The organism is Photorhabdus kayaii, assembly GCF_025384895.1.
Lineage (GTDB): Bacteria > Pseudomonadota > Gammaproteobacteria > Enterobacterales > Enterobacteriaceae > Photorhabdus > Photorhabdus kayaii.
The window spans coordinates 46,896-72,150 of sequence record NZ_JAJAFZ010000009.1 but is presented as its reverse complement, the minus strand read 5'-3'; the positions used below and the strand labels follow the sequence as shown (position 1 = coordinate 72,150).

Here is a 25,255-nt window from a genome sequence, read left to right as displayed (position 1 = left end):
TTAACTTATTTGCAGCGTAGAATAGCGCAGTTATATGTTGGGTGGCTGAATTAGAGATCGGCACCTGTAATTTTAGTTTATATATTTTTGGAGTTGTAATATGTCTCTAAGTACTGAAGCAAAAGCGCAAATTATTGCTGAATTTGGTCGTGATGCGAATGACAGTGGCTCTAGTGAAGTACAGATTGCTTTGTTAACTGCACAGATTAACCACTTGCAAGGCCATTTTTCAGAGCACAAAAAGGATCACCACAGCCGTCGTGGTCTGCTGCGCATGGTTTCTCAGCGTCGTAAACTTTTGGACTATCTGAAGCGTAAAAATGTAACAAGTTACACTGCGCTGATTGGGCGTCTTGGCCTGCGTCGCTAATCAAGCAAGTTTCAGTGGAAAGGGGCCATATATGGCCCCTTTTCTTCTGAGAAGCCATCATAGATAACAGCACAAAAATGCTGGTGGTGGTTTTTGTTAAGGCTCTTCAGTTACAGAGGTTCGCGCGGCTAATGAGAGTGCTTAAGGGAGTAAGACCTGTCGTTAGTCGCGAGGATGTGGCATGGAGAGATCATTCATTGTTGTCTGCTGAATATAAAAGGCAATGTTAACGAAAGGATATTATTTTGCTTAATCCGATTGTTCGTAAATTTCAATATGGTCAACATACCGTTGCTATCGAAACAGGTATGATGGCCCGCCAGGCCACAGCTGCTGTCATGGTCAATATGGATGACACGGCTGTATTTGTCACTGTTGTTGGTCAAAAGAAAGCAAAAGAAGGTCAGGATTTCTTTCCACTGACTGTTAACTATCAGGAGCGTACTTATGCTGCTGGTCGTGTTCCAGGCAGCTTCTTTCGTCGTGAAGGTCGTCCAGGTGAAGGAGAAACGTTAGTCGCTCGTTTGATTGATCGTCCTCTGCGTCCTCTGTTCCCGGAAGGTTTCCTGAACGAGGTGCAGATTGTAGCAACAGTTGTTTCTGTTAACCCGCAAGTTAACCCAGATATTGTTGCAATGATCGGTGCTTCTGCTGTGTTGGCACTATCTGGTATCCCGTTCAATGGCCCAATTGGCGCTGCTCGTGTTGGTTATATTAATGATCAGTATGTGCTGAACCCAACCAGTGATGAGCTGAAAAATAGCCGTTTGGATCTGGTGGTTTCAGGTACTGCTGGTGCTGTTCTGATGGTTGAGTCTGAAGCAGACATTCTAACTGAAGAGCAAATGTTAGGTGCGGTAGTATTCGGCCATGATCAACAACAGGTGGTTATTGATAACATTAATGCGTTGGCTGCGGAAGCAGGCAAAGAAAAATGGAATTGGGTGCCAGAACCTGTTAATCAAGCGTTGCATGACCGGGTAGCTGAATTGGCAGAAGGCCGTCTGGGTGATGCTTATCGTATCACTGAAAAACAGGAGCGTTATGCTCAGGTTGATGCTATTAAAGGGGAAGTTACGGCAGCGCTGTTGGAACAGGATGAGGCTTTAGAAGAAGCTGAAATCCATGAAATTTTGGGTAGCTTAGAGAAAAAAGTTGTTCGTAGCCGAGTCTTGTGTGGTGAACCACGTATTGATGGTCGTGAAAAAGATATGGTGCGTGCATTGGATGTACGTACTGGTGTTCTGCCCCGAACTCATGGCTCTGCGCTGTTTACCCGTGGTGAAACTCAGGCTTTGGTTACTGCGACTTTGGGTACAGAACGTGATGCACAGATCATTGACGAGTTGATGGGAGAGCGTACAGATCGTTTCCTATTACACTACAACTTCCCTCCATATTCTGTTGGTGAAACAGGTATGATGGGTTCACCAAAACGTCGTGAAATTGGTCATGGTCGTCTGGCCAAACGTGGTGTGGCGGCAGTTATGCCAAAAGCTAACGAATTCCCATATACCGTTCGGGTTGTTTCTGAAATCACGGAATCAAACGGCTCGTCTTCAATGGCATCTGTTTGTGGAGCATCTCTTGCGTTAATGGACGCGGGTGTGCCGATTAAAGCTGCTGTTGCTGGTATTGCAATGGGGTTAGTGAAAGAAGGCGATAATTTTGTTGTTCTGTCTGACATCTTGGGTGATGAAGATCATTTGGGAGACATGGACTTTAAAGTAGCGGGTAGCTGTGAAGGTATCAGCGCTCTGCAAATGGACATCAAAATTGAAGGCATTACCCGTGAAATTATGCAAATTGCTCTGAATCAAGCAAAAGGTGCGCGTTTGCATATCCTGAGTGTAATGGAACAGGCAATTAACAGCCCACGTAATGATATTTCTGAATTTGCACCACGTATTCATACTATTAAGATCAATCCTGATAAGATCAAAGATGTTATCGGTAAAGGTGGTTCAGTTATCCGTGCACTGACAGAAGAAACTGGTACTACCATTGAGATTGAAGATGATGGCACAGTGAAAATTGCTGCAACTGATGGTGAAAAAGCAAAACATGCCATCAGCCGCATTGAAGAAATCACTGCTGAAATCGAAGTTGCTCGTGTTTACATTGGTAAAGTAACCCGCATCGTTGATTTTGGCGCGTTTGTTGCTATCGGTGGTGGTAAAGAAGGTCTGGTACATATTTCTCAGATTGCTGATAAGCGTGTTGAGAAAGTGGCTGACTATTTGCAGGTTGGTCAGGAAGTCTCAGTTAAAGTTCTGGAAATTGATCGCCAGGGTCGTGTTCGTCTGAGCATTAAAGAAGCGACAGTCGGCGTAATTGCTGAGGATACACCACTGGCACCACAATCAGCAGAATAAATTTGATGTTATAAACGGCGTCTTGTAAAAAAGCGCCGTTTATAGACTCAGGGCAGGAGGCCCAATAAATGCAATATGGGTGATAGGGCATTCTTAATTAATGTCTGACTTTCGGGAGTAGGAAATGAATCTTTTTCTGCGCTGGTGTTATGCTGTAGCAATACTTCTTTTGGCAGGATGCAGCAGCAAGGATTGGCGTAAAAACGAAGTTTTTGCTATTCCGTTACAACCTTCATTGCAACAAGAAGTCATTCTGGCTCGTATGGAACAGATTCTTGCGAGTCGGTCATTGACAGAAGATGAGTACGCACAGCTTTTATATGAGAGAGGTGTGCTGTATGATAGTCTCGGGCTAAGGGCTTTGGCACGGAATGATTTTTCTGTTGCCTTATCTATTAGGCCTAATATTCCAGAGATTTTTAATTATCTGGGAATTTACTTCACACAGGCTGGCAATTTTGATGCCGCCTATGAAGCGTTTGATTCTGTATTAGAGCTTGATCCAACTTACAATTACGCGCGTCTTAACCGTGGCATCGCGTTGTATTACGGTGGTCGGTATAAGTTAGCGCAGGATGATCTGCAGGCGTTTTATCAAGACGATCCAAATGATCCTTTCCGTTCGTTGTGGGTGTACCTGGTGGAAAAGGAATTTTATCCTAAAGGGGCGATGGTGAACTTGTCGCAACACTACGAAAAAGCGAACCGGGGGCAATGGGGCTGGAATATAGTTGAATTCTATTTAGGCAAAATTAGTGAATATACATTGATGAACCGCTTGAAAGAGAATGCAACGGATAACACTTCGCTCGCTGAGCATCTCAGTGAAACTGACTTCTATTTAGGTAAACATTACCTAAGTCTGGGGGACAAGGATAGCGCATCTGCGTTATTCAAGCTGACGGTAGCTAACAATGCACATAACTTTGTTGAGCACCGCTATGCATTGTTGGAATTGGCGCTGTTAGGCCAGGAACAAGATGACCTATCAGAATCGGACCAGCAATAGCTGACGAACATTTCGAGATCGATTAGTAAAGTCCATCATCTTGACCGATGAGGGCTTGTTTGTTCGTTTAATTAAATACTTTGAGCCAGTTCACATTTTAAATGAAAATGACCGAAATTTTTTTCGATGCGTTATGTAGACTGGCCGCCATAACTAATGAGGCACCATTACATGACCACTGAGACTGAAATCTCTTTTGCTGATCTGGGTTTATCAGCACCTATCCTTTCTGCACTGGAAGATCTTGGCTATGAAAAGCCATCTCCAATTCAGCAACAATGTATTCCCCATTTATTAAATGGCCGTGACGTACTGGGCATGGCGCAGACGGGGAGTGGTAAAACAGCGGCATTCAGTCTGCCTTTACTGCATAATATCAATGCTGAGTTGAAAGCTCCGCAGATCCTTGTGTTGGCGCCGACCCGTGAACTGGCGGTACAGGTAGCCGAAGCGTGCGCAGATTTTTCTAAACATATGCGTAACGTGAATGTTGTTGCACTGTATGGTGGGCAACGTTATGACGTTCAGTTACGTGCTTTACGTCAAGGGCCACAAATTGTTGTGGGTACACCAGGACGTCTTCTGGACCATCTGAAGCGTGGTACGTTGGATCTGTCTAACCTGAGCGGTTTAGTTTTGGATGAAGCAGACGAAATGCTGCGTATGGGCTTTATCGAAGATGTTGAAAACATCATGAGCCAGATCCCTGCTGAACATCAGACTGCGCTGTTCTCTGCAACTATGCCAGAAGCTATCCGTCGCATTACTCGTCGTTTTATGAACGATCCGCAAGAAGTGCGTATCCAAGCGAGTGTAACGACTCGTCCTGACATCAGCCAGAGCTATTGGTCTGTTTACGGTATGCGTAAAAATGAAGCTTTGGTGCGTTTCCTTGAAGCTGAGGATTTTGATGCCGCGATTATTTTTGTGCGTACCAAAAATGCAACGTTGGAAGTAGCAGAAGCACTGGAGCGTAATGGCTACAACAGTGCGGCGCTAAACGGTGATATGAACCAGGCACTGCGTGAGCAGACATTGGAACGTCTGAAAGATGGCCGTTTGGATATTTTGATTGCAACTGATGTTGCAGCACGTGGCTTGGATGTTGAGCGCATCAGTCTGGTTGTTAACTATGACATTCCAATGGATGCGGAATCTTATGTTCACCGTATTGGCCGTACTGGCCGTGCAGGTCGTGCAGGTCGTGCTCTGTTGTTTGTAGAAAACCGTGAACGTCGCTTGTTACGTAACGTTGAACGTACAATGAAGCTGACTATCCCGGAAGTTGAACTGCCAAATGCTGAATTGCTAAGTCAGCGTCGTCTGGAAAAATTTGCTACTAATGTACAGCAGCAATTGGAAAGTAGCGATCTGGATCAGTACCGTACTCTGCTGTCTAAACTGCAACCTGCGGAAGATTTGGATATAGAAACGCTGGCAGCCGCATTATTGAAAATGGCACAGGGTGAGCGCCCGTTGATTCTGCCTCCGGATCCGGTTCGTCGTCCTCGCCGCGAATTCAACGAACGTGATGATCGTCGTCGTAGTGGCTTTGATGATCGTGGCGAACGTAGTGATCGTCCTCGTCGTGAACGCCGTGATGTCGGTGAAATGGAGTTGTACCGTATTGAAGTGGGTCGCGATGATGGTGTTGAAGTTCGTCATATCGTTGGTGCGATTGCTAACGAAGGTGATATCAGCAGCCGTTATATTGGCAACATCAAATTGTTTGCAACGCATTCCACGATTGAATTGCCAAAAGGCATGCCAGGTGATTTGTTATCCCACTTTACCCGTACCCGCATTTTGAATAAGCCAATGAATATGCAGTTAATGGGTGATGCACAACCATTTGAACGCCGCGAACGTCGTGGTGGTGGGCGTAACGGTAACAGTAACGGTAATGGTAATGGTAATGGCCCCCGTCGTGATCGTGAGAGTTTCAATGGTGGTGGCCGTCGCTTCAATGGTGAACGCCGCAGTGGTGAAGGTCGTGGTGAAGGCCAAAGCCGTAGCAGTTTCCGTGGTCGAGGTGATGATAATGGTTCATCTGCTCCACGCCGTCGTTATAACAATAGTAACGCACAGTAATCACCTGGACTGATATTTAAATAATAAAGCGGCTCTTTTTACAGGAGCCGTTTTTGTTGCCAGTTAATTGTTTCAATATTTTTATAATAAAAAAAGCTGCTTTTTATACAAAAGGCAGCTTTTAATATACAGAAAGAGATCAGTTACTTAATGCTTCAACGGGATTACCTGCACTGCGGGTGCGCCATAGTTTCAGCCATTGAATAATGGAAGAGACCATAATCACAATGCCGAGGATAACCATCACAATGGAGATTGTTCCGTTGAAGATGTTGAAACCTTTTGTTGCGGAGTTGAAGTAAATATTCTTCACCATCCAGTAAGCAGCATAGTTCACAGTAACGTACAGGTAAGCGAGTGGTATCAGGCAGGTCAGCATATACCAGCGTTTTTCGGACAGACGTAGGATAATTGTTGCACCAATCATCAGGCCGATGGACGCCATTAATTGATTAGAGACACCGAATAGCGCCCAGACTGAATTGATATCGCCGGAATTCAGTAGGTAGCCCCACAGTAAACAGGCAACGATACTGCAACCAATGGAACCTGGTAACCAGTTAATGCGTTTCAGAGGTGCCCAGATATCGCCCAAGAAATCTTGCAGCAGGTAACGGGCAACACGTGTACCGGAATCAACCGCTGTCAGGATAAATACAGCTTCGAACATGACGACGAACTGGAAGAAGTAGGATGCTAACTGGCTGAACCAAGGAATGCGAGTGAAGATATCTGCCATACCAACTGCCAATGTGACTGCACCACCGGTACGGCCATATAGATCCAGACCAATTTCCTGACTCAGTTGTGGTAGATGGATAACATCCATACCTAGTGTAGCAAAGACCTCTGGAGAGGAGTTAATCGCAAAATAGTCAGCAGGATATAGAGAAGTGGCAGCGATCAATGCCATGACGCCAACGACACACTCTGCCAGCATGGCACCGAAACCAACTGGCAGAATATCACTCCACTTATCGATCTGTTTTGGTGTTGTGCCAGAGCCGATAAATGCATGAAAACCAGAAATAGCGCCACACGCGATGGTAATAGAGATAAACGGCCACACCGGACCAGCCAGTACAGGGCCATTACCATGAATAAATTCAGTGACTGCCGGGAATTGGATCTCTGGATTAATAAAGATGACTCCCACAACTAGCGCGCCGAATACGCCGATTTTCATAAAACTAGAAAGGTAACCTCGGGGAGTCAGTAGCATCCATACTGGCAGAGCGGTTGCAAAAAACGCATAGATTGGCAGCACCAAGCTAACAGTTGATGTACGTAGACTTAGCCATTCACCGAAAGTAGATGTTTGAATGTAAGGGCCGACAATCACACAAGCCATGATGGTGATAATACCTACCCAAGTTGCTCCGCGCATATTACCTGTGAAGTGCTCCCATAGACCGACACCGATTGCGACCGGAATGGTCATAAATACTGCAAATGTTCCCCAGGGATTACGCTCTAGCGCGTGAACAACCACCATGGATAGACCAGCCATAGTAATAGTAATGATGAACAGCATTGCAAGGCCGGTGCACCAACCAGCAATTGGGCCAAGTTCTGTTTTGGCAACTTCTGACAGGGATTTACCACTGTGTTTCATTGAGGCGAATAAAACAACCGTATCATGCACGGCTCCGCCGATAACACAGCCGATTAGTAGCCATAATATACTTGGCAAATAACCATATTGAGCTGCTAATACAGGGCCAACCAGCGGTCCTGCGGCTGCGATTGCTGCGAAGTGGCTACCAAAATTGACCCATTTTTTCGTGGGTACATAATCTTTACCGTCTTCCAGTAAATGGGAAGGTGTAACCTCGCTGTCATCTGCTTTCAGTACCTTTTTAACGAAGAATACGCCGTACAAGCGGTAGCAGATAACCAGAATACACAACGTTGCAATGACAAATGTGAGAGCGTGTTGCATTCCTCTTCTCCTGAGAGTTATAAATTTTTACTCGTATCTTGTCATAGGTAAAGGAAGCTATAAGGGAGTGTCTAAGTGAGTGGTTGTATGGCGGGTTAAGTGGTCAGATTCAGCAGGTGAGCGGTGAGTAAGAACTGACTAACCCGCTGAAAAGATGATGAGTGTCACGGTTACTTCAATCCTAGTGCCTCTTTCAATGGTTTCAAATAACGGCGGCTGACGGGGATAGTTTTGCCATTGCGTAGAATCAGTTCGGCCTGTCCGTGATCACCAAATAGGATTTCGCGCAGATGGGTCATATTGACCAGATATTGACGATGATTTCTCATCATTGGTGTGCGGGTTTCTAATGTGCGAAGTGTTAGTTCAGTAAATCCTTCCTGCCCATTGGTACACATAACATAAACTCCACTTGGGCGGGAGGTGACATAAAGGATTTCATCCAGCCGCACAAGCCAGATTCGGCTGTGGCCGGTGCATGGGATATATTTCAACGGCTCTTCTGCTTTCAGGGTGGAAATATCCTGTTTCTGATACCCTTGCCGTAATCGTTGTAAGGTTTTGGTTAGACGGTTTTTTTCCAGTGGTTTTAATAAATAGTCAAATGCGTGCTCTTCAAACGCTTGTATTGCATATTCATCAAATGCGGTCAGGAAAACAATATAGGGACGATGCTCTGGATCTAGCATACCAACCATTTCCAATCCGGTGATACGTGGCATCTGGATATCCAAAAATACAACATCGGGTTTTAGATGATGTATGGCGCCAATGGCTTCAACGGCATTGGCGCATTCGCCAATAATTTGAATATCATGTTCTTCTTCTAGCAAACAACGTAGGTTTTCTCGCGCAAGCGGTTCGTCATCAACAATTAATATATTCATATGCACACAGTTTTATTAGCCTCTTTAATGAGTGGCAAGTATAAAATTACGCGGGTAAATTTTTCTGGCTGGCAATCTATTTGCACGCCATAATTTTCACCATAGCGAAGTCGTAGCCGTTTATCTACCAGACTCTTTCCTAGTCCATCCCCCATAGAGACCGATTTATAAAGACCAGCATTATCTTCCACTTCCAGTATCAACAATTGATTCTGCTGATGAGCACGAATAGTAACCCTGCCGGTTTCTAATAACTGTGATGTGCCGTGTTTGATCGCATTTTCTACTATTGGCTGGAGAGAAAAAGCGGGTAATTTGGCGTGAATCAGAGATTCCGGCAGTTCAATATTTATTTGCAGATGCTCACGGAAACGCGCCTTCTCAATTTGTAAGTAAGCATTCACATGCTCTATTTCATCAGACAGCGTGACAATCTCTTCTGACCGTTTCAAGTTTTTACGGAAAAAGGTTGAGAGATATTGTACTAATTGACCTGCTTGATAACTGTCCCGTCGGATCACTGCTTGCAGGGTATTTAAGGCATTAAATAAAAAGTGAGGATTCACTTGCGCATGAAGCAGCTTAATTTCTGATTGAAGTAGTGATTGTTTGTTACGTTCATACTGCCCTGTGAGGATTTGGGCGGATAACAAACTGGCAATACCTTCTCCTAGGGGGCGGTTGATTGAGCTGAACAGACGGTTTTTGGCTTCATAAAGTTTGATTGCGCCGATAACTTGCTGATTTTCTCCCTGTAACGGAATGACCAAGGTGGAACCGAGTTTGCAGGTTGGATTGATTGAACAACGGTAAGGTATTTCATTGCCATCGGCATAAACCACTTCATTATTTTCAATTGCTCGACGGGATTGTTCTGAAGAAATAGGTGTTCCAGGGAGGTGATGATCTGAACCGATACCAATAAACGCCAGGAGTTTTTCTCTATCTGTAATAGCCACTGCGCCTATTTCCAGTTGTTGATAAATAACTTTCGCTACCTTCATACTGTTATTTTCATTAAATCCTTTTCGCAGAATACCTTCGGTATAGACAGCGATTTTTAGTGCCTGGGCAGAAAATGCACTGGTATATTTTTCAAATATCGCGCGTCGGTCAAGCAGGATACGTATAAACATTGCTGAGCCGATACTATTGGTGACGATCATGGGGGCGGCGATATTTTTGACCAACGCTAATGCTTCACTGTATGGACGAGAGAGCAGTAGTAAAATGCCCATTTGTATTATTTCAGCACAAAACGTGACGATAGCGGCTGTCCAGGGATTAATCAGTCGGTTTATCTGACCACGTTTCATCAGATAGCTGTGAATAATGCCACCGATTAAACCTTCAATAATGGTCGATATCATGCAACTGAAAGCGGTCATCCCACCAAGAGAATAGCGGTGCAGCCCACCGGTTAATCCCACCAGTGCGCCGACACCGGGTCCACCCAGAAGTCCGCCAAGGACAGCGCCAATAGCACGGGTATTGGCAATGGAATCACCTATATGCAAACCAAAATAAGTCCCCATAATGCAAAAAATGGAAAAAGTAACATAACACAGCAACTTATGAGGTAAACGTACAGTCACTTGTAATAGTGGAATAAATAGCGGTGTTTTACTTAGTAGCCAGGCGATAACCAAATAAACACACATCTGTTGTAGTAATAACAACACAAGATTAAATTCGTACATAAACTTTCCGGGAGGATTTATGGATGTTATTAGTTTACAGAAACAGCTAATAATATTATTAAAAGTTTAGTTTAAGTGGGTTAATATTTGACAAGAATCATAAACCACGACACTATTATAAAGCGTTTTCCTTTCTATCAGTGATTATACGCACAAACATATAAGAAATTTTCCGTAGAACAATGCGAAGCTATAGCGTTAGTTTCGAGTCGGGTAATTTTGGATGTGTAAGACATCATGAAAAAAAGAACACTTTTTACGATCTTACTGGTTATTTTGCTCACAGCAATGGCTGTGTTATTTCGTTCCCATAACCAATATTTATTGTTGCAAGGTGAAGTTGATGCACCGGAAGTGATTGTGGCATCTAAAGCTAAGGGACGAGTGATTAAACGTCACGTTGAACGAGGAGATGATGTTAAAACAGGCCAGTTGCTTATCACTCTCGAAAGCCCTGAATTACTGGCCCAGGTTGCTTCATTAGAAGCTGCTCGTGATCAAGCCAAAGCGCAGTTGGAACAATCTCTTCATGGAACACGTGAAGAAAGTATTCGAAATTTGGAAGCGGGTTTGGCACAAGCTCAGACCGAATATGATAACGCGGTACGTGAATATGATCGTATTCAGAATATAGCATCTAAAGGCTATGTTTCACGGAACGATCTAGATAATGCTCACAGAAGTAGAGATGTTGCCTATCAGAAAATGCAGAGTGCAAAAGCGGTATTGGATGAAGGTATGCATGGTGACAGGATTGAACTGCGTCAGAAATATGCAGCGGCTTTACGTCAGGCTGAACAGCAACTGATTGAGTTACAAACCCAGAGTAATGATTTGCAGGTCAAAGCACCTGTCGCGGGGGAAGTTGGGCCGATTCCGGCAGAAGTTGGTGAATTATTTAGTGCTAATAGCCCCTTAGTGACATTAATCCGTGTACCAGAAGCTTATTTTATTTATAACCTGCGGGAAGACATTCTGGCAAAGGTGCACAAAGGGGATAAAGTCAAACTTCGTATACCTGCGCTAGGTGATAAAGAGATTGAAGCCGAAGTTCGTTATATCTCACCAATGGGTGATTACGCGACTAAACGTGCCACTCGTGCCACCGGTGATTTCGATTTAAGAACCTTTGAAGTGCGCTTGTATTCCTTACAGCCTATTAAAGGTTTACGTCCTGGTATGAGTGCATTGTGGCGTTGGGATAAGTAGGTGACTGATGCGGAGCAAGGTTGCATGGCGTGGTTTCGAGCGTGCTTTTAGCCAAGAAATCCGGGCTGTGATTCGTAGTCCAGTTTTTCACTGGTTAAGCTGGTTATTCCCGTTGATGCTATTTGTGCTTATCAGCGCTAATTTCTCAGAAGGGACATTGCTTAATCTGCCAGTATCGGTGGTTGATAATGATCAGAGTCCGCTGTCACGTCATCTAATACGTAACCTGGATGCGGCTTCCCATGCGCAGATTAAATCTTATGATGGCGGATTGCATGAATCTCTTGAACGGCTTGGTAGTGCTAAGGATTACTCTTTACTTTATATCCCGCACGATTTTGAAGCTAATGCGCTCAGAGGTGACCAGCCAACCGTGCGTATGTATTACAACGCGTTGTTTTATGGTGCTGGAAGTTACTCTATTCAGGATTTCAGTGGATTAATGGCAGAGATTAATGCGAAGTACCGTTCTATATTAGCGACGGAAATGGGCCATCAGTTACCTCCATTAGCTAATGTCACGCTCGTTTATGATAGCCTTTTTAATGCCAGCGGTAGTTACATCTATTATCAGCAGTTTGCGGCCACAATTCATTTGTTACAGCTTTTTGTTGTAACCTGCACGATTTATAGCATGGCACGCAGCAAGACACTGATGACAATGAAACCATTTACTTTCGCGTTGTTGGGAAAATTAGCACCTTATACCCTGTTTTTTACTTTGTTGCTAATCGTAGAATTGGCGGCTCTGATTGGTATATTTGATGCAAAAGTGAATGGTAACCCAATATATATGGTGATAGTGGGTTTCTTCTATGTCATTGCCGCTCAAAGTATTGGCTTGTTGTTGTTTACTTTCACTAATAGCACACTGACGGCTTACAGTTTAATCGGAGTGCTAGTCAGTATTGCGACAACTTTTTCAGGTATGTCAGTGCCAGAATTATCAATGATATTGCCGGCGCGGATAATTGCCAATATTGAGCCTTTGACGCATGCTTTAAATGCGATGTTTGATATTTTTCTGCGTGAGGTTTCTTTACTGGGTATTTTATCTGTTTGTGCTTTATTGCTTATTTATCCGGTCGTTTGCTTTCTGTTAGTACGAAATCGGTTATTTAAACGGCTTGGCTTGCCACAGGGTGATGAATAATGCAGATGTATTGGCAAACTTTTCGCCGGGTATTAATGGGAATGTTGGAAAAGCCCATGTGGATGTTGATGCTAGTTTCCTTGTGTATGATGAGTTTGGTATATGTCCGGCCAACAGTATGGGATCTACCGGTTGCTGTGATCGACCAAGATCACAGCTCTGCTAGTCGCGCTTTGATACGCCAGCTTAATTCTACGGCTAAAATTGCTGTCCATAGCTATGACAATTTGGCTGGTGCTCGTCACGATCTACTGCTACGTGAAATTTTTGCGATTATCATCATCCCGGCGGATCTGGAGAAAAATATCCTTAATGGAAAAAATATCACCTTTCCGATTTATGGCGATGCAACCAGTCGTCTTGCTAATGGACAAATTCAACAAGAATTGACTTCTGCTCACCGGCAATTGCTAAACGAATATAACAGCAAATTATTATTGAAATATGGTTTTAGTCCTGAACAGACAAAATTATTATTAATGCCGATTCGTAGTGAAGCTATTGGATTATTTAACCCTGGTGTCAGTTTTGCCGCAATTGTTTTTCCCGGTTTGTTGGTGATGTTATTACAACACTCGTTATTGATATCTTGTGTGCGGGTCAGTATTACGATACGTGGTACACCGAAAGGTAAACCACCATTGCCTGTCTATTTGGGAGCGCTGTCGGCGCTATTACCGATTTGGCTTTTTCTTTCCATCATCTTTTTTGTGCTTTGGCCGTGGGTGTTGGGATATCGGCAGGAGGCGTCTATTCCTTTGCTATTAATGCTGACGTTCCTGTTTATGTTGGCAGTACTCGGATTAGGGAAATTAGTAACAGAGTGTATGCGCAGTGTAGAAATGATCTATTTAACGATCGCTTTGCTTACCACGCCTGTGTTCTATATTTCCGGCACAGTCTGGCCGGTGCAGGCAATGCCTGATTGGGTGAGAGTAATTTCTTCTGTTTTACCGTCTACTTGGGCAACAAAAGCGATTGCTGGTGTTAACCAGATGGGATTGCCAGTACAGAATGTATTGGGAGATATCGCTATGATGCTGGTTCTTGGTGTGGTTTATACCCTGCTAGGAATTTTGATAGGTATGGTGCGTAATGGTGAATTCAGGAAAATAACCTATTATTTGCATAGGGTATTTAAGTGATGATTTATGTTTCCTAATTCGTGATTTATTCTAGTGCGATAGAAAAATGACCAGATAGAGTGGTGTATATATGTTCTATTTTTATACTCATTATGATTTTTTATCTATGTAATTCAGTTGGATAGATTAAGTTATGGTAATCACATTAATAATTAGTACTTACCATTAAATATCTCTCTATGTATTGTTTTTTCAGAATCATATAACAGAACCAATGATAGTTTGGTGTGTTGTCAGGAACGGTCAATTTCACCGATATGAGATGGAAAATACTTATGGAAATACTATCCGTGATATACCAAAGTCATTGTTGGTAAAACGGATTGTTTCGGTATTCTTAGCTGATTTCTGTACGAAAATCCGATCTTTTGCCCTATAAATTAATTTATCGTTTGCATAAATTTCACGTATAAGTTAATTTCAACCCAGTTGAAGGAGGTCGAAAGATGTTTGAACTTTTGTATCATCCGGAAGCTGCTGAGGAAGTAGAAGACTTACCGGGTGCGCTTCGGGGTAAGATGGCAAGATTACTGGACCAGTTAGAGCAACGTGGCAACGGGCTACGCTACCCGTTAACAAGACCCGTTCGGGATAGTTTATTTGAATTACGGGCTTCGGGTTCAGACATCGCGAGGACACTATTTGTGTTCCAAAAGGGGAAGCGGATTTACATCTTACGATGTTTTGTGAAAAAAGGAGATAAAACTCCACCACCTGAAATAGAGTTAGCGCTGAAACGACTGGAGGATATGACACATGGCTAAAGTAACTCCTATCTCACATTCGGAAGTGAGAAAACGTCTTCTTAATACACCGGAAGCTCTGCAAGCCTATGCTGAGGCCACAGAAGAATATGAGTTGCTAGAACAGCTCACTGAATGGCGGGAAAAGGCAGGTCTAAAAAAAGTAGATGTGGCTAAACGGATGGGAATTAACCCGTCTGCGGTTACCCGTATTGAGAAGAATGTAACGAAAGCTAGTTGGCACACACTTAAACGTTATGCTGCTGCATGTGGTGTTGAGTTATCTTTAACTGCGAAGTAATACTACAGAATGTGTGTTCCGTTGGTGGTGATATTTAAGATTTGCTTGTTCTAAAAGGCTTCCGTTAAAGGAAGCCGTTTTGCTGCGGTATTTCCATCGAATTTTCTGACTAGAATCTGGTTTTTTTCAGCGAAAGTAAAAACAGCATATTTTTAACGATAAAAGCGCTGATTAAAAACCAGAGGAAAATGAAAAACGCATCAATATAAGTAAGATTAAGACAAATAAAATAGGCCATTGTAATACCAATAGCAGAATCAAGTTGATCGAATAAAATAAACAACTGCTTATTTTGCTTCGGATGTTGTCCCGGTGGGGCGCCGAGTCTCCTTTTCAACCAGGAGTTTGGCAATTCGAAAAGAACGTAACCTAAACCCGCTAGGAACCCGGTAAATAAGCAGGATCCAATCGTCCGTGGAATAATGGTGTCCTGTGTTTCGGTACAGAGTATTAACCACAGCGGTGAAAATAGCGCGGTAATAATGGGTACAACAATAAAACCGCGCCAGGTCTTGTTGCGACCGAAATAACGTTGATGTATTGGAATAGCCCAGCAGGAAAAATAATTTTTCGTCACAATCACCATATGTAAACAACCACCAAGGATAACGGGGATAAGTAAAATCCCCGCGTGATAAAAACTATTGAGCATAAAAACTCCAGAAATGAAGACCTGTAAATAAAACAAACCCTGCAAGTGTTGTACTGACGATAGTACTGAGATGTTTGAACTTATAAAACGGGCGATCCCATAGCATGGCGATACTGAATGCAAGAAGCGCTAATGTCAGTAAAAGATGGGTCAGCCCCGGCGTTGCCACCAAACCTACCAAAGCGTAACCACTGACAATAAATAAGCTCCAGAATACCGGCATACCAAGGTAGGAGAGTCGATCTTCATCCTGAATATTTCCGACTTCATTAAATACGGATAATCTCAGGCAACCGCTAATGATCATTAAGATAATAAACAGGGAATACCAAGATTGATAACCGGAAAGGTAGAGGATAATGGCTGGAGAGATCAAGTAAATAAGTTGATCCATAAATCCATCAAGATAACGACCGAATGGGCGCGCAATATTTAAGTGTCTGGCTAGCATGCCATCAAGCGCATCGCCAAGCATGGCAAGATACAAAAACGCAATAGCTAAGTAATACCAATGTTGTAATGCGGCTGCGACGGCAAGCGCGCTAAAGACCGCCCCAACGATAGTAATATAGTCTGCTTTGTTTAGATGAATGATGAAATGATTATTATTCATAATTTTTCCTTGTGTGGAACGGAAGATAATTGGCCTTTACCGAGCATATTGATCAGCGCGATGCGGTTTATTTTGCTGTTATGACGAATGTCAACAGGGATAGGATTAGCACAATAAATACGAGTAACCTGCGTGAGATCCAGCTCGTCTAAAATAGCGGGTAAATCTGTCGGTAGTGTGGCACTTTCCAGTATCAGGGCGGCTCCACCTAAAGGATGTAACACGAATGCGCTTTGAGTGACCCCTGGCAGTTCATTGATCCTTTTTTCCAGTACGTAGGGATGGATGATATGACCATCATCTAACACCACTTTGTCTTTTACCCGCCCAAGTAGCCAGAGCTGTCCTGTCGTATCCAGATAGCCGATGTCACCGGTACAGTGCCAAATGCCTCCCTGTTTACGTGGGAGTTTGTTTTTTTTCGTTGCTTGAGGATTATCAATATAGTCTTTGAGCACATGAGGCCCGGCAACCAAGATTTCACCGACATTACCGGCAGCTAGTGGGGTAATTTGTTGGGGGTTAGCCGTTATTTCCCGGATACATATTTCTGCTTGTGTAACCGGTTTTCCGACCAGATAACCATCATGAGTTGCCCAGTGGTTTAATTGAGTCGTCATTTCGACGGTACTGATCGGTTCAACCTCGGTGGAACCATAGACCACTAAATGCCGAGCATATGGAAAGACGGTCAGGCAGTTTTCAAGCAGAGCCTTGTTAGCAGGCGCACCACCTACGATGACTGTTCGCACGTTGGGGAATGACAACCCTTTGCTCTTAGCATAACCGGTGACTTTGTTCATATAGGCGGGAGCACCACTGAGGCATGTAACACTTTTGTCTTGCACTTGCTTGACGATCTTCTGCGGATCGACAGTTGCGGGATGGGCAAAGTCAAAATCAGGCAGAATACTGCTGTTGCCGCAGCATAATGAGTGCAGCACCATAACGGGGAAACTGTGTAGATCTATCTCATTCTTCCCTTCGATAAAAAGTGCTGTTATGGCATAAAGTTGTGCTAGCAAGCTGTCATGAGTGCGGTTTGCGCCTTTGGGTGTGCCGGTAGAACCCGAGGTAAAGGTAATTAACCCAGTTGTATCCGACGGTAAATCTCGGCAGATAAAGCTACTCAGTGGTAAATGTTGATTGGGTGTTTCCAGCACTTTCATGCCCAAGATACGTTGTCCGATGACAAAACGTCGCAGTCGCCACAGTTCAGGGATCAGAAACCAGAATTTTCCTAATGTAGGTTGAGTGATCACCGCCGATAATTTACTGTGGCGTAGTATCTCCCTCAGTTGCTTTTTGGCAAGCCCGCGCTCAAGCATAACGGGAACTAGTCCTAGCCCCAGAATGGCGATAAGCAATGGATAAAGTACTAAGCTTGGTTGGATAATCACTAACAAGCGATCGCCAGCGACGAACCCAGCTTGAGTTAACTGATACTGGAAATGGGAGGCGTGAGAAAAAAACTCCTGAAAGCTTAAACCGTTACTATGATCCCGTGAATGTGGCGTTTGCAGGGCTAAATGCTCAGGATGTTTTTGGGCTGCATCGACAATTGGTTGACAAATATTTGTCATGCGATCCCCCTGTAATAAAGCGCATATTGATGCTTGGTGGCAGCAGGTGTATTGAAAAGCCGTTTTGCGGTTTTGAGCGATGTATTATCTTCACGCATCATGGCCCCTCCTAGACGAGGGTGAATACGTCTGGCACTCTGTTCAAATGAGTGGTATAGCGTGTTGTACAGCCGACTGCGCCGGTATTGCGGTGCGACTGCCACGGTTTTCAGCAACCCGATAGCGGGCTGACCTTTTTGCAGGACTGACAGACTCAAAATTATCCCGGCAATTTCGCCACTAGGAGTTTTAGCCAGAAATGACGCAGGGTAATGGCAAAAAGGTTTGATAAACTCCTTACCACAATGCTGCTGAAATGTGGCCCAAGACGGGGTGGTATAAGCGAAATTCTCACCAAACACCGAGTCGATAAAAGAATAGAGTTTAACTTGCTCTTGCATCCATAATTCAGGCGTTAGCGGCAATAATGTCGCTGGAACATCAGGAAGTCTTTGTGCGCGTTGATGAGCCTGCCGAAAGTTGCCTTCTATTGCTTGGGTATCGTCGAATATCGAGGTATAGCGATAACGGATATCAAACCCTAATTCTTTCAACAAAAGGTGATAGTAAGGAGGGTTATAAGGCTCATGTTCAAAGGGAGGCACATCAAAATGATCAAGTCGAACGCGGTAGTGTCCGAAAGTTGAAAAGTTAATCGGCCCGTAGAGATTGCACGCACCATTTTCCTTGGCCCATTGTTCTAGAGCGCTAAACAACATGGTGTTGCTTGCTATGTCGTTATCAGTTTCCCAAAAGCCAAAAAATGCGGCAGATCGGCCATCAACTCTATGAGGTACTAAAAAGCCGACAAGACGGGCTTTCCCTGGAATGCAGCCAATCCAGGCTTTACTGTGATTAAACCAAGAATTCTTCAGGCTGAATTGCTGTTGTACTTTTTCCCGGTCTTCACCAGGCCATAGCGGCCAATCGCGATAAATACTGGGGGGAAGGTCAAGAAAACCTTCAGGTAGTGGATTGGCTGGAGACCATTCTCCTATGAAGATATTAGACATGTTCACTCCTTGATGTCAGCTCTTCTACAGTGGTGTCGTGCAAGCGGACAACAGTCCCAGTTGCTCCATCCATGTTTACCCGATCGCCATCTTTCAAAATTTGTGTGACGGCGGGAATGCCGACGATGGCGGGGATCCCCAGTTCACGAGCAACAACGGCGGAATGTGAAAGTGTGGAACCGCGTTCGATTAGTAATCCACCTGCTGTAGGGAATAACGGTGCCCAACCGGGATCGGTGCGTACAGTACACAGGATCTGCCCTGCCAGCGACATTTCATCTTGTGGGTTTTTAATTAATCGGATAGTTGTTTCAACTTGCCCTGGGTAGCAACCTATGCCTTGTAGCACGCTGCTATCAGTAGGGGCCTGTTTTTCCTGATAGGGATAGCTGTAATCTTGCTGCTGATACAGTGAACCTCTAATGAAAAAGTGATGAGCTGGTTCATCCTCTGTTTCGTAGTTGGCATATTCTTGCTTGCGCATAGCAACTAAAGGCTTAAGTTGGGTCTGTATTGCTGTTCCTTCGTAGCCGCTGTAGATCTCCTCTAACGTGAGATAAAAAATATCGCGGGGTTCAGCGAGTATCCCTTCTAAGGCATATGCCTGACCAAGTTGTAGGAAGATATCTCGATACAGCCCGAACATGCGAGTTCGGGTGAAGCGCATATTTTCCCGGTGGCGTATTGCTTGACGCAATTTTTGCAAATTCTTTTTGAAGGCGTTCATCCGCTTGGAACCGAGTCGTTCCTGTATTTGCTGAAATGCGGTATTTTCGGCTTGAGTACGCAATTTTCTTTCCCGGCTGGATAACGTCTCTGGTGTGAGGGTATCGATAGCAAGGTAGTTTTTTAGTATCAGAAATAAAAAACTGGGATCTTGTTTTAGTGTGATGGTTTCCAGCTTCAATTCACCCATCGTGCGATCGCCATATTTTTTAATATAATCAATGCACTGCTGGTGGAATGATTCATCGAGTTGGTGTACTTGGGTCAACAGGGTACGAGCATCACCGTGGATCAATAGGCTGCATAACTCAGAGTGCTGGCGTGCATATTGGCACATTTTTAACAGCACTTTGGTCGGCTGGGTACTTTCGATATCTTCATCCCCAGAAAGAAGATCACCTAATAATGCAGATGAGTTTTCAATACCGGCAGCAATTAGCCCCCGATGTACACGGCCATTAAACATCATCACGTAGAAATCGTTTAAGATCGGTGTCGTCCAGCGTCGTAGCAGATGTTCATCCAGATATTTTAATTTTTCGATCAGTTGGCCGCTGTTGCAAGTATGCAGCTCTGCTTGTTTTATAGCGGCGGCATGCCATTTAAACTGTTCTAAAAATAGTTCTACCCGCTGATCCATCGTTCTGAAAGCATATAGCAGGCGCAGAAGCGCCCATCCCATCTTTGGCAGTTTTTTTATTTTATCGCCCAGCGAAAGTGCTTGATCTTCAATAAAATCAACCGGATCTTCTAGCCCCATCATTCTTTCCATATCTTTTTTATTGGTTTGGAAAGCGGGAAGTAATAGGAGTCCTTTGTACCAATTGTTGATGTTGTAATAGATCCTACCTTTAACTAAGCCGAGCATATTTTCCAGCATAGAACGATGCTGATTAACCTGTTTATCTGAGCAACCTAAAGCACGTATTGTCTGTTCATAAACGGTGGCATAACCTGCCCGGGCAAAAGAGAAAGTCAGTGGTGTTGTTATTCCACAATAAGATTCCTGAATATTGGAATTATCGAAAATAATATGACGTTCGCTTTTATCGTCCAGACGTGGCAATCGGGTTATTGGCCGGGTCTGTAGAATAAAGATTTGATGGTTTTGAATCGTCCATTCGATATCTTGTGGACACCCTTGAGCTGCTGCAATTTCTTTGCCAATATCTCGTAATGCATAGATTTTATTATCGAGTAAGGTCGGTTCCCACTGTTTTTCTTTCGCGACGGGTATTGTTACTGTACCGCTGCCGTTGGTGGTATTGAAAACAGTTGCTGTCTCTTTTTGTGTGATATGACGTTCGATCTCAGGTGTGGTGAGATGAACTGAAAATTCATCGGTATCGCATTCGCCGGAAACTACGCCTTCTCCGGTGCCCCAGGCGGATGAGATTAGGCAATGTTGCCTGCTACCCGTAACAGGGTGTGCAGTAAACATGACACCGGAAACCTCACCGGCAACCATGTTCTGAATGATGACAGCACTACTGATATTGCCCATCGGTAGCCGTTTGTGTAGGCGATATTGTAATGCACGCGTGTTAAAAGCTGAGGCCATCACGGCACGTAAGCTATTGGCAAGCGCTGATTTACCCCGCTGAAATAGGTAGCTGTCCATCTGCCCGGCGAAAGAAGCATTGGCGGCATCCTCACCAATGGCTGATGAGCGAACAGCGAAAAATTCATCTGGGTGATTCTCTGACAAGAGAGCTAATTCTTCTTCTAATTTAGTAGGTAATGGAATCGACTGTAGCCACTGACGCAATGGCGCGGCAATAGCGTCGAGTGTTTCCTGGCTGATATCATGTGGTACGGTAGCCAACTGCTCTATGATGTTGCTTGCAAACGTATCGTTGATGAGTAGGCTATTAAGTACCTCGCTGCTGATGACCCAATAATTAGGTACAGGAAAACCGTTTTGCGTAAGCCATAATAAATTAGCCGCTTTTCCACCTAAGGAATGTTCCGGCAATGCAATAGCGTTATCTTGCGTGTAGAGATATTTCATATTGTTCCACCAATACAGCAATAGTATACCTTGCTTACATCATGCTCTTATTTGTACGTAATATTGTTGGCGTGAATAGATCAATAAGATATGAATGTATTACAAGCTATTGCTGCACCCTTATTTTAGAGGAAGAGTAAATTAAATAGTTTATTCGGTTGATTATTAATTCCGTGTTAATGAAATAAGCCAGCGGAGCGTTTTCATTGTGCGCTCCATAAATGGGTAGCCAACAACATTGTGTGCCATCATGTAAAGCGGAATCCTTCTCATCCATAAATCATGCAGCGCTAATTCATAGCCACGATGCCAAATTATTGGATCGAGGGAGATCCCCGATTTTTGCTCAAGTTCAACCCGGTGTAGTTCAATATAATAAGCTACCTTATCTGCATCACTTTGTGGGTCTAAGCTAAAAGCCAGAAGTTCTGCCAGGTCGCGCTGGGGGAGATGCAAAGTAGACAATTCCCAATCCCAAGCGCATAAATGTAAGCCGGTTTCCTGTTGTCGGAAGGCAATATTGCGTGGGTTGAAATCACCGTGGATCAATGTCCTGGGCATCTGTTCGATCTCTTTCCACCAGGTGGAGGCATTGTCTACCCAGTGCTGGAAATCTTTATGTTCTTCGGCAGTGAACAACTCAGGGAACGTTTGGTGGATAAAATTGCCCAGTTTTTGCCACAGGGGCTTCATCTGTGAAACCGTATCGGCATTCGGAATTTGTAGTTGCGAGAATTTCCACGTGAGCTCTTCTTCCCGTCCCAACCAGATAGAGTGAATATCGGCTATTCCTCGGATGGCGGCTTCAAGGTGGCGCTGCTCCCAAGGTGTTTCCAGGTTAATATTGTTCATTAACACCATATCGTGGAGCAATTCTTCAATCAGGGCATAAGTTCCGGTTGCTTCGTTTTCAATTACACCATAGATAACTGGAATGTAGCGCATCAACCGTGGATCTTGCTGATTCATAATAGCCAGCTCACGGCTATGGCTTTGGTTAAATTCAAGCTGATGTGCAAAATCTTGGAAAACGGCAAACAACTCGGAAGAGCAGTGTTTGGCAATATCCAGTACCATCTCGACGACCTCTGTTCCCAAAGGTTTCAGTTTCAGCATTACGGGTAAATTATGCTGTGCGGATGTCGTCATGGAAAAAGGAAATAAGCCAATTAAACGTTCCGCATAATTCGAGCTCAGATGCGTCAGCATGCTGTGTTCATCACCGCCAGAAAATTTAGGATTGATCGTGGTTAAATGGGCCCCTTGTAACACAGGGTTAAAATCTGCTTGCTGGAAGAAGGAGAGATCAAGTTCCTGTGGGGTGTGTGCAGTGATATTGTTAGTGGTGACAGGGCGATAGCGGCCAAGTCTTTCATGTGATTGAGCGAATTCATCCGCAGCAATAGCTGACAATGTTGAAATATCAAGGGCCAGACAATAGCTGGCGATGATCTCCGCCAGGCGGGCGGTGCCATTTTCATCGGTGCAGCCCAACATGTTCAGACATTCACGTTGGTGTGGTAAATACGTTCCGCCACCGATAGTACCGATGATCAGAGAAGGCAGTGTAATACTGCAATAGACGCGGTTATCGGCAGTTAATGTCATGTGCAGGTGGGCGACTGACGATTCATGTACACAGGCAATATCCTGCCCTAGAGCGGTAAACATCCCGGCAATTACATTTGCGGCATTAATATTCATGCCGATCATCCCTGAGGCAATAGCTCCTTCGCAGACATGATGATAAGCCGTGACAAGTTGTTGTGGTGTGACTCGCAAGATTTGCTGACAGGATTCAGCATCTAAATAAACCTCAGCCACTACACGAGTTCCACGACCTTCGATGAAAGGTTGATAAGACACCTTTTTATCACTAGATGTATTACCATCGATCATAAAGTGACGTAGTGGTATAAACGCCATTTTGGCTAATTGCTGTTGGATCCATTGACATGCATACCAAGTGCAAACGGTGGTCATATTTTGACCTGCCGCAGCGGCTGTATTGTAGATAAATTGCAAATGGACGCTGCGACCAATGATATGTGGATTTATTTCCAACAATTGCGCATGTTTGGAATGGCGTCCTATTTCATACCGTAATTCGCTGATATGTTCTTTGATCCAATCACTGAACATAATGCTATGCGAGACGCTATGAAATTCAAAACGAGGGGCTCGTATCATGCGTTGACCGAGTACACGCGCGGTCGTCCCCCCTGATTGCGTAATAACGGAAGAACCACGGGATACCGAAGCAATCAAAGCGCCCTCTGTGGTAGCAAGTGGAGCATAATATACCCCTTGAGCGTATTGTCCCTTTATCAAGAGAGGGCCGGCGATCCCCACGGGGATTTCTATTGAACCAATAAATCCCTCAATGGTTTTTGTCAGTTTGGTCGCATCCAGATGAGTATCTGCCACGTGTTCCAATGCATGCCCGGTATGTTTTGCCAAATAATCCAGACGCTTTTGTCGCGCTTCCTCGGTGTAGGTGTAGAGGTGGCGGCGGGGCAATAGTTTTACTTGGGTTGTATCTGTACGGACGGTAGATGTTCCTTGGTGTTTTTTGATGCTGAATATGTCACGTGACAATTCTAGAATAGAACCTCGCGCACAGTTTTCTATGTGATCAGTGGTATTATCTGATGCATCACTTACATATGATGGGATATTCTTTTGCAACATAACTATATTTCCTTTAATGCCTAAGCAAACCCAAGCTTTATTAAGATGCTAGCAGTGCAAACTGAATAACCTAGCACCATGAATATTCCCACGACAGCTTCATCGCGTTTGCGATTCTTGATGGTGGGGCTATAGAGGAATTTGCCTAATTGCCATAGACACAACACATAACAAACGACCAAGATAATTAACGCCCATAACGCTATACCATCAGTGGTGATATTGATTAGCCAAATCTGTAACGCCAACATTACAGTGAGTAATGCCGCGATAATAGCAACGGCTCCTTTTCTGCCGAAAATAGATGAATAGGTCGGTATTTCCAGACGTTCTTCATCTGGGCCTTTGCACTTGCGTGTAATTTCAAAACTGAATCCAGAAAAGAAGCACAACCCCATTAAAACCCATATTGGAAAAGTGAATGTGAGGTTAGGACTGGCGATATTGCCTAACCACCAGATAATGAGTGGCATTACCAGCATATGGGAAATGGCATACCAAGTAAGGTGTTGGTTTAGCCATTCACCGATAAAGAATTCTTTCCCCATAAGACAGGTCCAGATAAAGACTAACAGCCAGGCAAAAGTAACTGAGCCAATTCCCCGATCTAGAAATAGACTTCCACCTAATTGTAATGCGATACAACAGATACCAAGTACCCGTAGATTTTTCAGCGTAATAATACCGCGTTGTAAAATCCGTTGTGGATGATGTTCACAATCCAGTTGGTAATCTTTATGCTCATCGAATATCCGTAATAGTAAAAAATAGGAGAAGGACATCAGGCAACCGAGAAGGATCTCCCATGTCAAAACTGGCTTTTCCCCTATTGAATAAAAAGCTACGGAATAGCTGATGATATAAAAGATAAAGAAAAGCGGCGCATTTTGTAGCGGGAAACGCTCATCCATCCATAGCTTTATCCTCTTACCAATGAATTTTGAATAAATATCTTGGCTTTCCATACACCGTTCCTATTTATTGTATAAGGATTAAACTATA

General features: G+C 44.0%; 20 protein-coding genes. 10 read left to right on the top strand and 10 right to left on the bottom strand.

From position 1 onward, the window contains the following. Nucleotides 1-100 precede the first annotated feature (100 nt). The 5 genes from rpsO to LGZ98_RS05575 all read left to right on the top strand — a co-directional run bounded on the left by rpsO (nucleotide 101) and on the right by LGZ98_RS05575 (nucleotide 5,845). A complete protein-coding gene (gene rpsO, locus LGZ98_RS05590; RefSeq protein ID WP_015836102.1) occupies nucleotides 101-370 on the top strand; it encodes a 30S ribosomal protein S15 in 270 nt (89 codons plus the stop codon). Between the two features lie 245 nt (nucleotides 371-615). Next, entirely contained in the window at nucleotides 616-2,745 is a 2,130-nt protein-coding gene (pnp, locus tag LGZ98_RS05585) for a polyribonucleotide nucleotidyltransferase (RefSeq protein WP_113041632.1), read from the top strand. Between the two features lie 124 nt (nucleotides 2,746-2,869). Next, a complete protein-coding gene (gene nlpI / locus LGZ98_RS05580) occupies nucleotides 2,870-3,754 on the top strand; it encodes a lipoprotein NlpI (protein WP_113041631.1) in 885 nt (294 codons plus the stop codon). Nucleotides 3,755-3,855: 101 nt separating this feature from the next. After that, nucleotides 3,856-3,936 (top strand): protein YrbN, encoded by an 81-nt coding sequence (gene yrbN / locus LGZ98_RS24210; protein ID WP_105394837.1) that lies wholly within the window; start codon nucleotides 3,856-3,858, stop codon nucleotides 3,934-3,936. Continuing rightward, nucleotides 3,926-5,845, top strand: coding sequence for a DEAD/DEAH family ATP-dependent RNA helicase (locus LGZ98_RS05575; protein ID WP_113041630.1), 1,920 nt, complete (start codon nucleotides 3,926-3,928; stop codon nucleotides 5,843-5,845). The genes yrbN and LGZ98_RS05575 overlap by 11 nt, the downstream gene beginning before the upstream one ends. A gap of 139 nt (nucleotides 5,846-5,984) precedes the next feature. Here the strand turns inward: LGZ98_RS05575 and LGZ98_RS05570 are convergent, their stop codons facing one another. From LGZ98_RS05570 to LGZ98_RS05560, 3 genes are all read right to left on the bottom strand, one after another. Further along, complete coding sequence (locus LGZ98_RS05570) at nucleotides 5,985-7,787, bottom strand: carbon starvation CstA family protein (protein WP_113041629.1); 1,803 nt, start codon at nucleotides 7,785-7,787, stop codon at nucleotides 5,985-5,987. Nucleotides 7,788-7,957: 170 nt separating this feature from the next. Further along, the gene (gene btsR / locus LGZ98_RS05565) at nucleotides 7,958-8,674 is read right to left on the bottom strand and encodes a two-component system response regulator BtsR (RefSeq protein ID WP_112894262.1); all 717 of its coding nucleotides are present in this window, start codon (nucleotides 8,672-8,674) and stop codon (nucleotides 7,958-7,960) included. Beyond that, on the bottom strand, nucleotides 8,671-10,374 hold the full coding sequence (locus LGZ98_RS05560; protein ID WP_113041628.1) for a sensor histidine kinase: 1,704 nt from the start codon (nucleotides 10,372-10,374) through the stop codon (nucleotides 8,671-8,673). Before LGZ98_RS05560 ends, btsR begins: the two co-directional genes overlap by 4 nt. A gap of 237 nt (nucleotides 10,375-10,611) precedes the next feature. Between LGZ98_RS05560 and LGZ98_RS05555 the strand changes: the two genes are divergently transcribed. The 5 genes from LGZ98_RS05555 (at nucleotide 10,612) to LGZ98_RS05535 (ending at nucleotide 14,925) form a co-directional block, all read left to right on the top strand. Beyond that, nucleotides 10,612-11,583 (top strand): HlyD family secretion protein, encoded by a 972-nt coding sequence (locus LGZ98_RS05555; protein ID WP_113041627.1) that lies wholly within the window; start codon nucleotides 10,612-10,614, stop codon nucleotides 11,581-11,583. A 7-nt stretch (nucleotides 11,584-11,590) separates the two neighbouring features. Continuing rightward, the gene (locus LGZ98_RS05550) at nucleotides 11,591-12,736 is read left to right on the top strand and encodes an ABC transporter permease (RefSeq protein ID WP_228899468.1); all 1,146 of its coding nucleotides are present in this window, start codon (nucleotides 11,591-11,593) and stop codon (nucleotides 12,734-12,736) included. Next, nucleotides 12,736-13,881 carry an ABC transporter permease gene (locus LGZ98_RS05545; protein WP_262977807.1) on the top strand — a complete coding sequence of 382 codons (1,146 nt, stop codon included), beginning with the start codon at nucleotides 12,736-12,738 and terminating at the stop codon, nucleotides 13,879-13,881. The genes LGZ98_RS05550 and LGZ98_RS05545 overlap by 1 nt, the downstream gene beginning before the upstream one ends. A gap of 446 nt (nucleotides 13,882-14,327) precedes the next feature. Then, nucleotides 14,328-14,645, top strand: a complete 318-nt coding sequence (locus LGZ98_RS05540) for a type II toxin-antitoxin system RelE/ParE family toxin (RefSeq protein ID WP_021323323.1) — start codon at nucleotides 14,328-14,330, stop codon at nucleotides 14,643-14,645. After that, nucleotides 14,638-14,925, top strand: coding sequence for a helix-turn-helix domain-containing protein (locus LGZ98_RS05535; protein ID WP_113041623.1), 288 nt, complete (start codon nucleotides 14,638-14,640; stop codon nucleotides 14,923-14,925). The genes LGZ98_RS05540 and LGZ98_RS05535 overlap by 8 nt, the downstream gene beginning before the upstream one ends. A 109-nt stretch (nucleotides 14,926-15,034) precedes the next feature. Here LGZ98_RS05535 and LGZ98_RS05530 read toward each other — a convergent pair whose 3' ends face one another. The 7 genes from LGZ98_RS05530 to LGZ98_RS05500 all read right to left on the bottom strand — a co-directional run bounded on the left by LGZ98_RS05530 (nucleotide 15,035) and on the right by LGZ98_RS05500 (nucleotide 25,218). Beyond that, nucleotides 15,035-15,577, bottom strand: coding sequence for a CDP-archaeol synthase (locus tag LGZ98_RS05530; RefSeq protein WP_113041622.1), 543 nt, complete (start codon nucleotides 15,575-15,577; stop codon nucleotides 15,035-15,037). After that, nucleotides 15,567-16,190, bottom strand: coding sequence for a CDP-alcohol phosphatidyltransferase family protein (locus LGZ98_RS05525; RefSeq protein ID WP_113041621.1), 624 nt, complete (start codon nucleotides 16,188-16,190; stop codon nucleotides 15,567-15,569). The genes LGZ98_RS05530 and LGZ98_RS05525 overlap by 11 nt, the downstream gene beginning before the upstream one ends. Then, the gene (locus LGZ98_RS05520) at nucleotides 16,187-17,773 is read right to left on the bottom strand and encodes a fatty acid CoA ligase family protein (protein WP_113041620.1); all 1,587 of its coding nucleotides are present in this window, start codon (nucleotides 17,771-17,773) and stop codon (nucleotides 16,187-16,189) included. Before LGZ98_RS05520 ends, LGZ98_RS05525 begins: the two co-directional genes overlap by 4 nt. Next, nucleotides 17,770-18,825 (bottom strand): hypothetical protein, encoded by a 1,056-nt coding sequence (locus LGZ98_RS05515; RefSeq protein ID WP_262977806.1) that lies wholly within the window; start codon nucleotides 18,823-18,825, stop codon nucleotides 17,770-17,772. The genes LGZ98_RS05520 and LGZ98_RS05515 overlap by 4 nt, the downstream gene beginning before the upstream one ends. Continuing rightward, on the bottom strand, nucleotides 18,818-21,562 hold the full coding sequence (locus LGZ98_RS05510) for a phosphoenolpyruvate synthase (RefSeq protein WP_229015572.1): 2,745 nt from the start codon (nucleotides 21,560-21,562) through the stop codon (nucleotides 18,818-18,820). Before LGZ98_RS05510 ends, LGZ98_RS05515 begins: the two co-directional genes overlap by 8 nt. A 165-nt stretch (nucleotides 21,563-21,727) precedes the next feature. Beyond that, nucleotides 21,728-24,253 carry a hydroxymethylglutaryl-coenzyme A reductase family protein gene (locus tag LGZ98_RS05505; protein ID WP_228899438.1) on the bottom strand — a complete coding sequence of 842 codons (2,526 nt, stop codon included), beginning with the start codon at nucleotides 24,251-24,253 and terminating at the stop codon, nucleotides 21,728-21,730. A 20-nt stretch (nucleotides 24,254-24,273) separates the two neighbouring features. Continuing rightward, nucleotides 24,274-25,218 carry a prenyltransferase gene (locus LGZ98_RS05500; RefSeq protein WP_113041616.1) on the bottom strand — a complete coding sequence of 315 codons (945 nt, stop codon included), beginning with the start codon at nucleotides 25,216-25,218 and terminating at the stop codon, nucleotides 24,274-24,276. Between the last annotated feature and the right edge of the window lie 37 nt (nucleotides 25,219-25,255).

Coding starts and splice junctions, on each gene's coding strand:
- LGZ98_RS05575 (WP_113041630.1), top strand. CDS start 3,926: ATGACCACTGAGACTGAAATCTCTTTTGCTGATCTGGGTTTATCAGCA.
- LGZ98_RS05555 (WP_113041627.1), top strand. CDS start 10,612: ATGAAAAAAAGAACACTTTTTACGATCTTACTGGTTATTTTGCTCACA.
- LGZ98_RS05530 (WP_113041622.1), bottom strand. CDS start 15,577: ATGCTCAATAGTTTTTATCACGCGGGGATTTTACTTATCCCCGTTATC.
- LGZ98_RS05535 (WP_113041623.1), top strand. CDS start 14,638: ATGGCTAAAGTAACTCCTATCTCACATTCGGAAGTGAGAAAACGTCTT.
- LGZ98_RS05560 (WP_113041628.1), bottom strand. CDS start 10,374: ATGTACGAATTTAATCTTGTGTTGTTATTACTACAACAGATGTGTGTT.
- yrbN (WP_105394837.1), top strand. CDS start 3,856: ATGAAAATGACCGAAATTTTTTTCGATGCGTTATGTAGACTGGCCGCC.
- nlpI (WP_113041631.1), top strand. CDS start 2,870: ATGAATCTTTTTCTGCGCTGGTGTTATGCTGTAGCAATACTTCTTTTG.
- LGZ98_RS05525 (WP_113041621.1), bottom strand. CDS start 16,190: ATGAATAATAATCATTTCATCATTCATCTAAACAAAGCAGACTATATT.
- LGZ98_RS05520 (WP_113041620.1), bottom strand. CDS start 17,773: ATGACAAATATTTGTCAACCAATTGTCGATGCAGCCCAAAAACATCCT.
- LGZ98_RS05505 (WP_228899438.1), bottom strand. CDS start 24,253: ATGTTGCAAAAGAATATCCCATCATATGTAAGTGATGCATCAGATAAT.
- LGZ98_RS05550 (WP_228899468.1), top strand. CDS start 11,591: ATGCGGAGCAAGGTTGCATGGCGTGGTTTCGAGCGTGCTTTTAGCCAA.
- btsR (WP_112894262.1), bottom strand. CDS start 8,674: ATGAATATATTAATTGTTGATGACGAACCGCTTGCGCGAGAAAACCTA.
- LGZ98_RS05570 (WP_113041629.1), bottom strand. CDS start 7,787: ATGCAACACGCTCTCACATTTGTCATTGCAACGTTGTGTATTCTGGTT.
- rpsO (WP_015836102.1), top strand. CDS start 101: ATGTCTCTAAGTACTGAAGCAAAAGCGCAAATTATTGCTGAATTTGGT.
- LGZ98_RS05510 (WP_229015572.1), bottom strand. CDS start 21,562: ATGAAATATCTCTACACGCAAGATAACGCTATTGCATTGCCGGAACAT.
- LGZ98_RS05540 (WP_021323323.1), top strand. CDS start 14,328: ATGTTTGAACTTTTGTATCATCCGGAAGCTGCTGAGGAAGTAGAAGAC.
- LGZ98_RS05515 (WP_262977806.1), bottom strand. CDS start 18,825: ATGTCTAATATCTTCATAGGAGAATGGTCTCCAGCCAATCCACTACCT.
- LGZ98_RS05500 (WP_113041616.1), bottom strand. CDS start 25,218: ATGGAAAGCCAAGATATTTATTCAAAATTCATTGGTAAGAGGATAAAG.
- LGZ98_RS05545 (WP_262977807.1), top strand. CDS start 12,736: ATGCAGATGTATTGGCAAACTTTTCGCCGGGTATTAATGGGAATGTTG.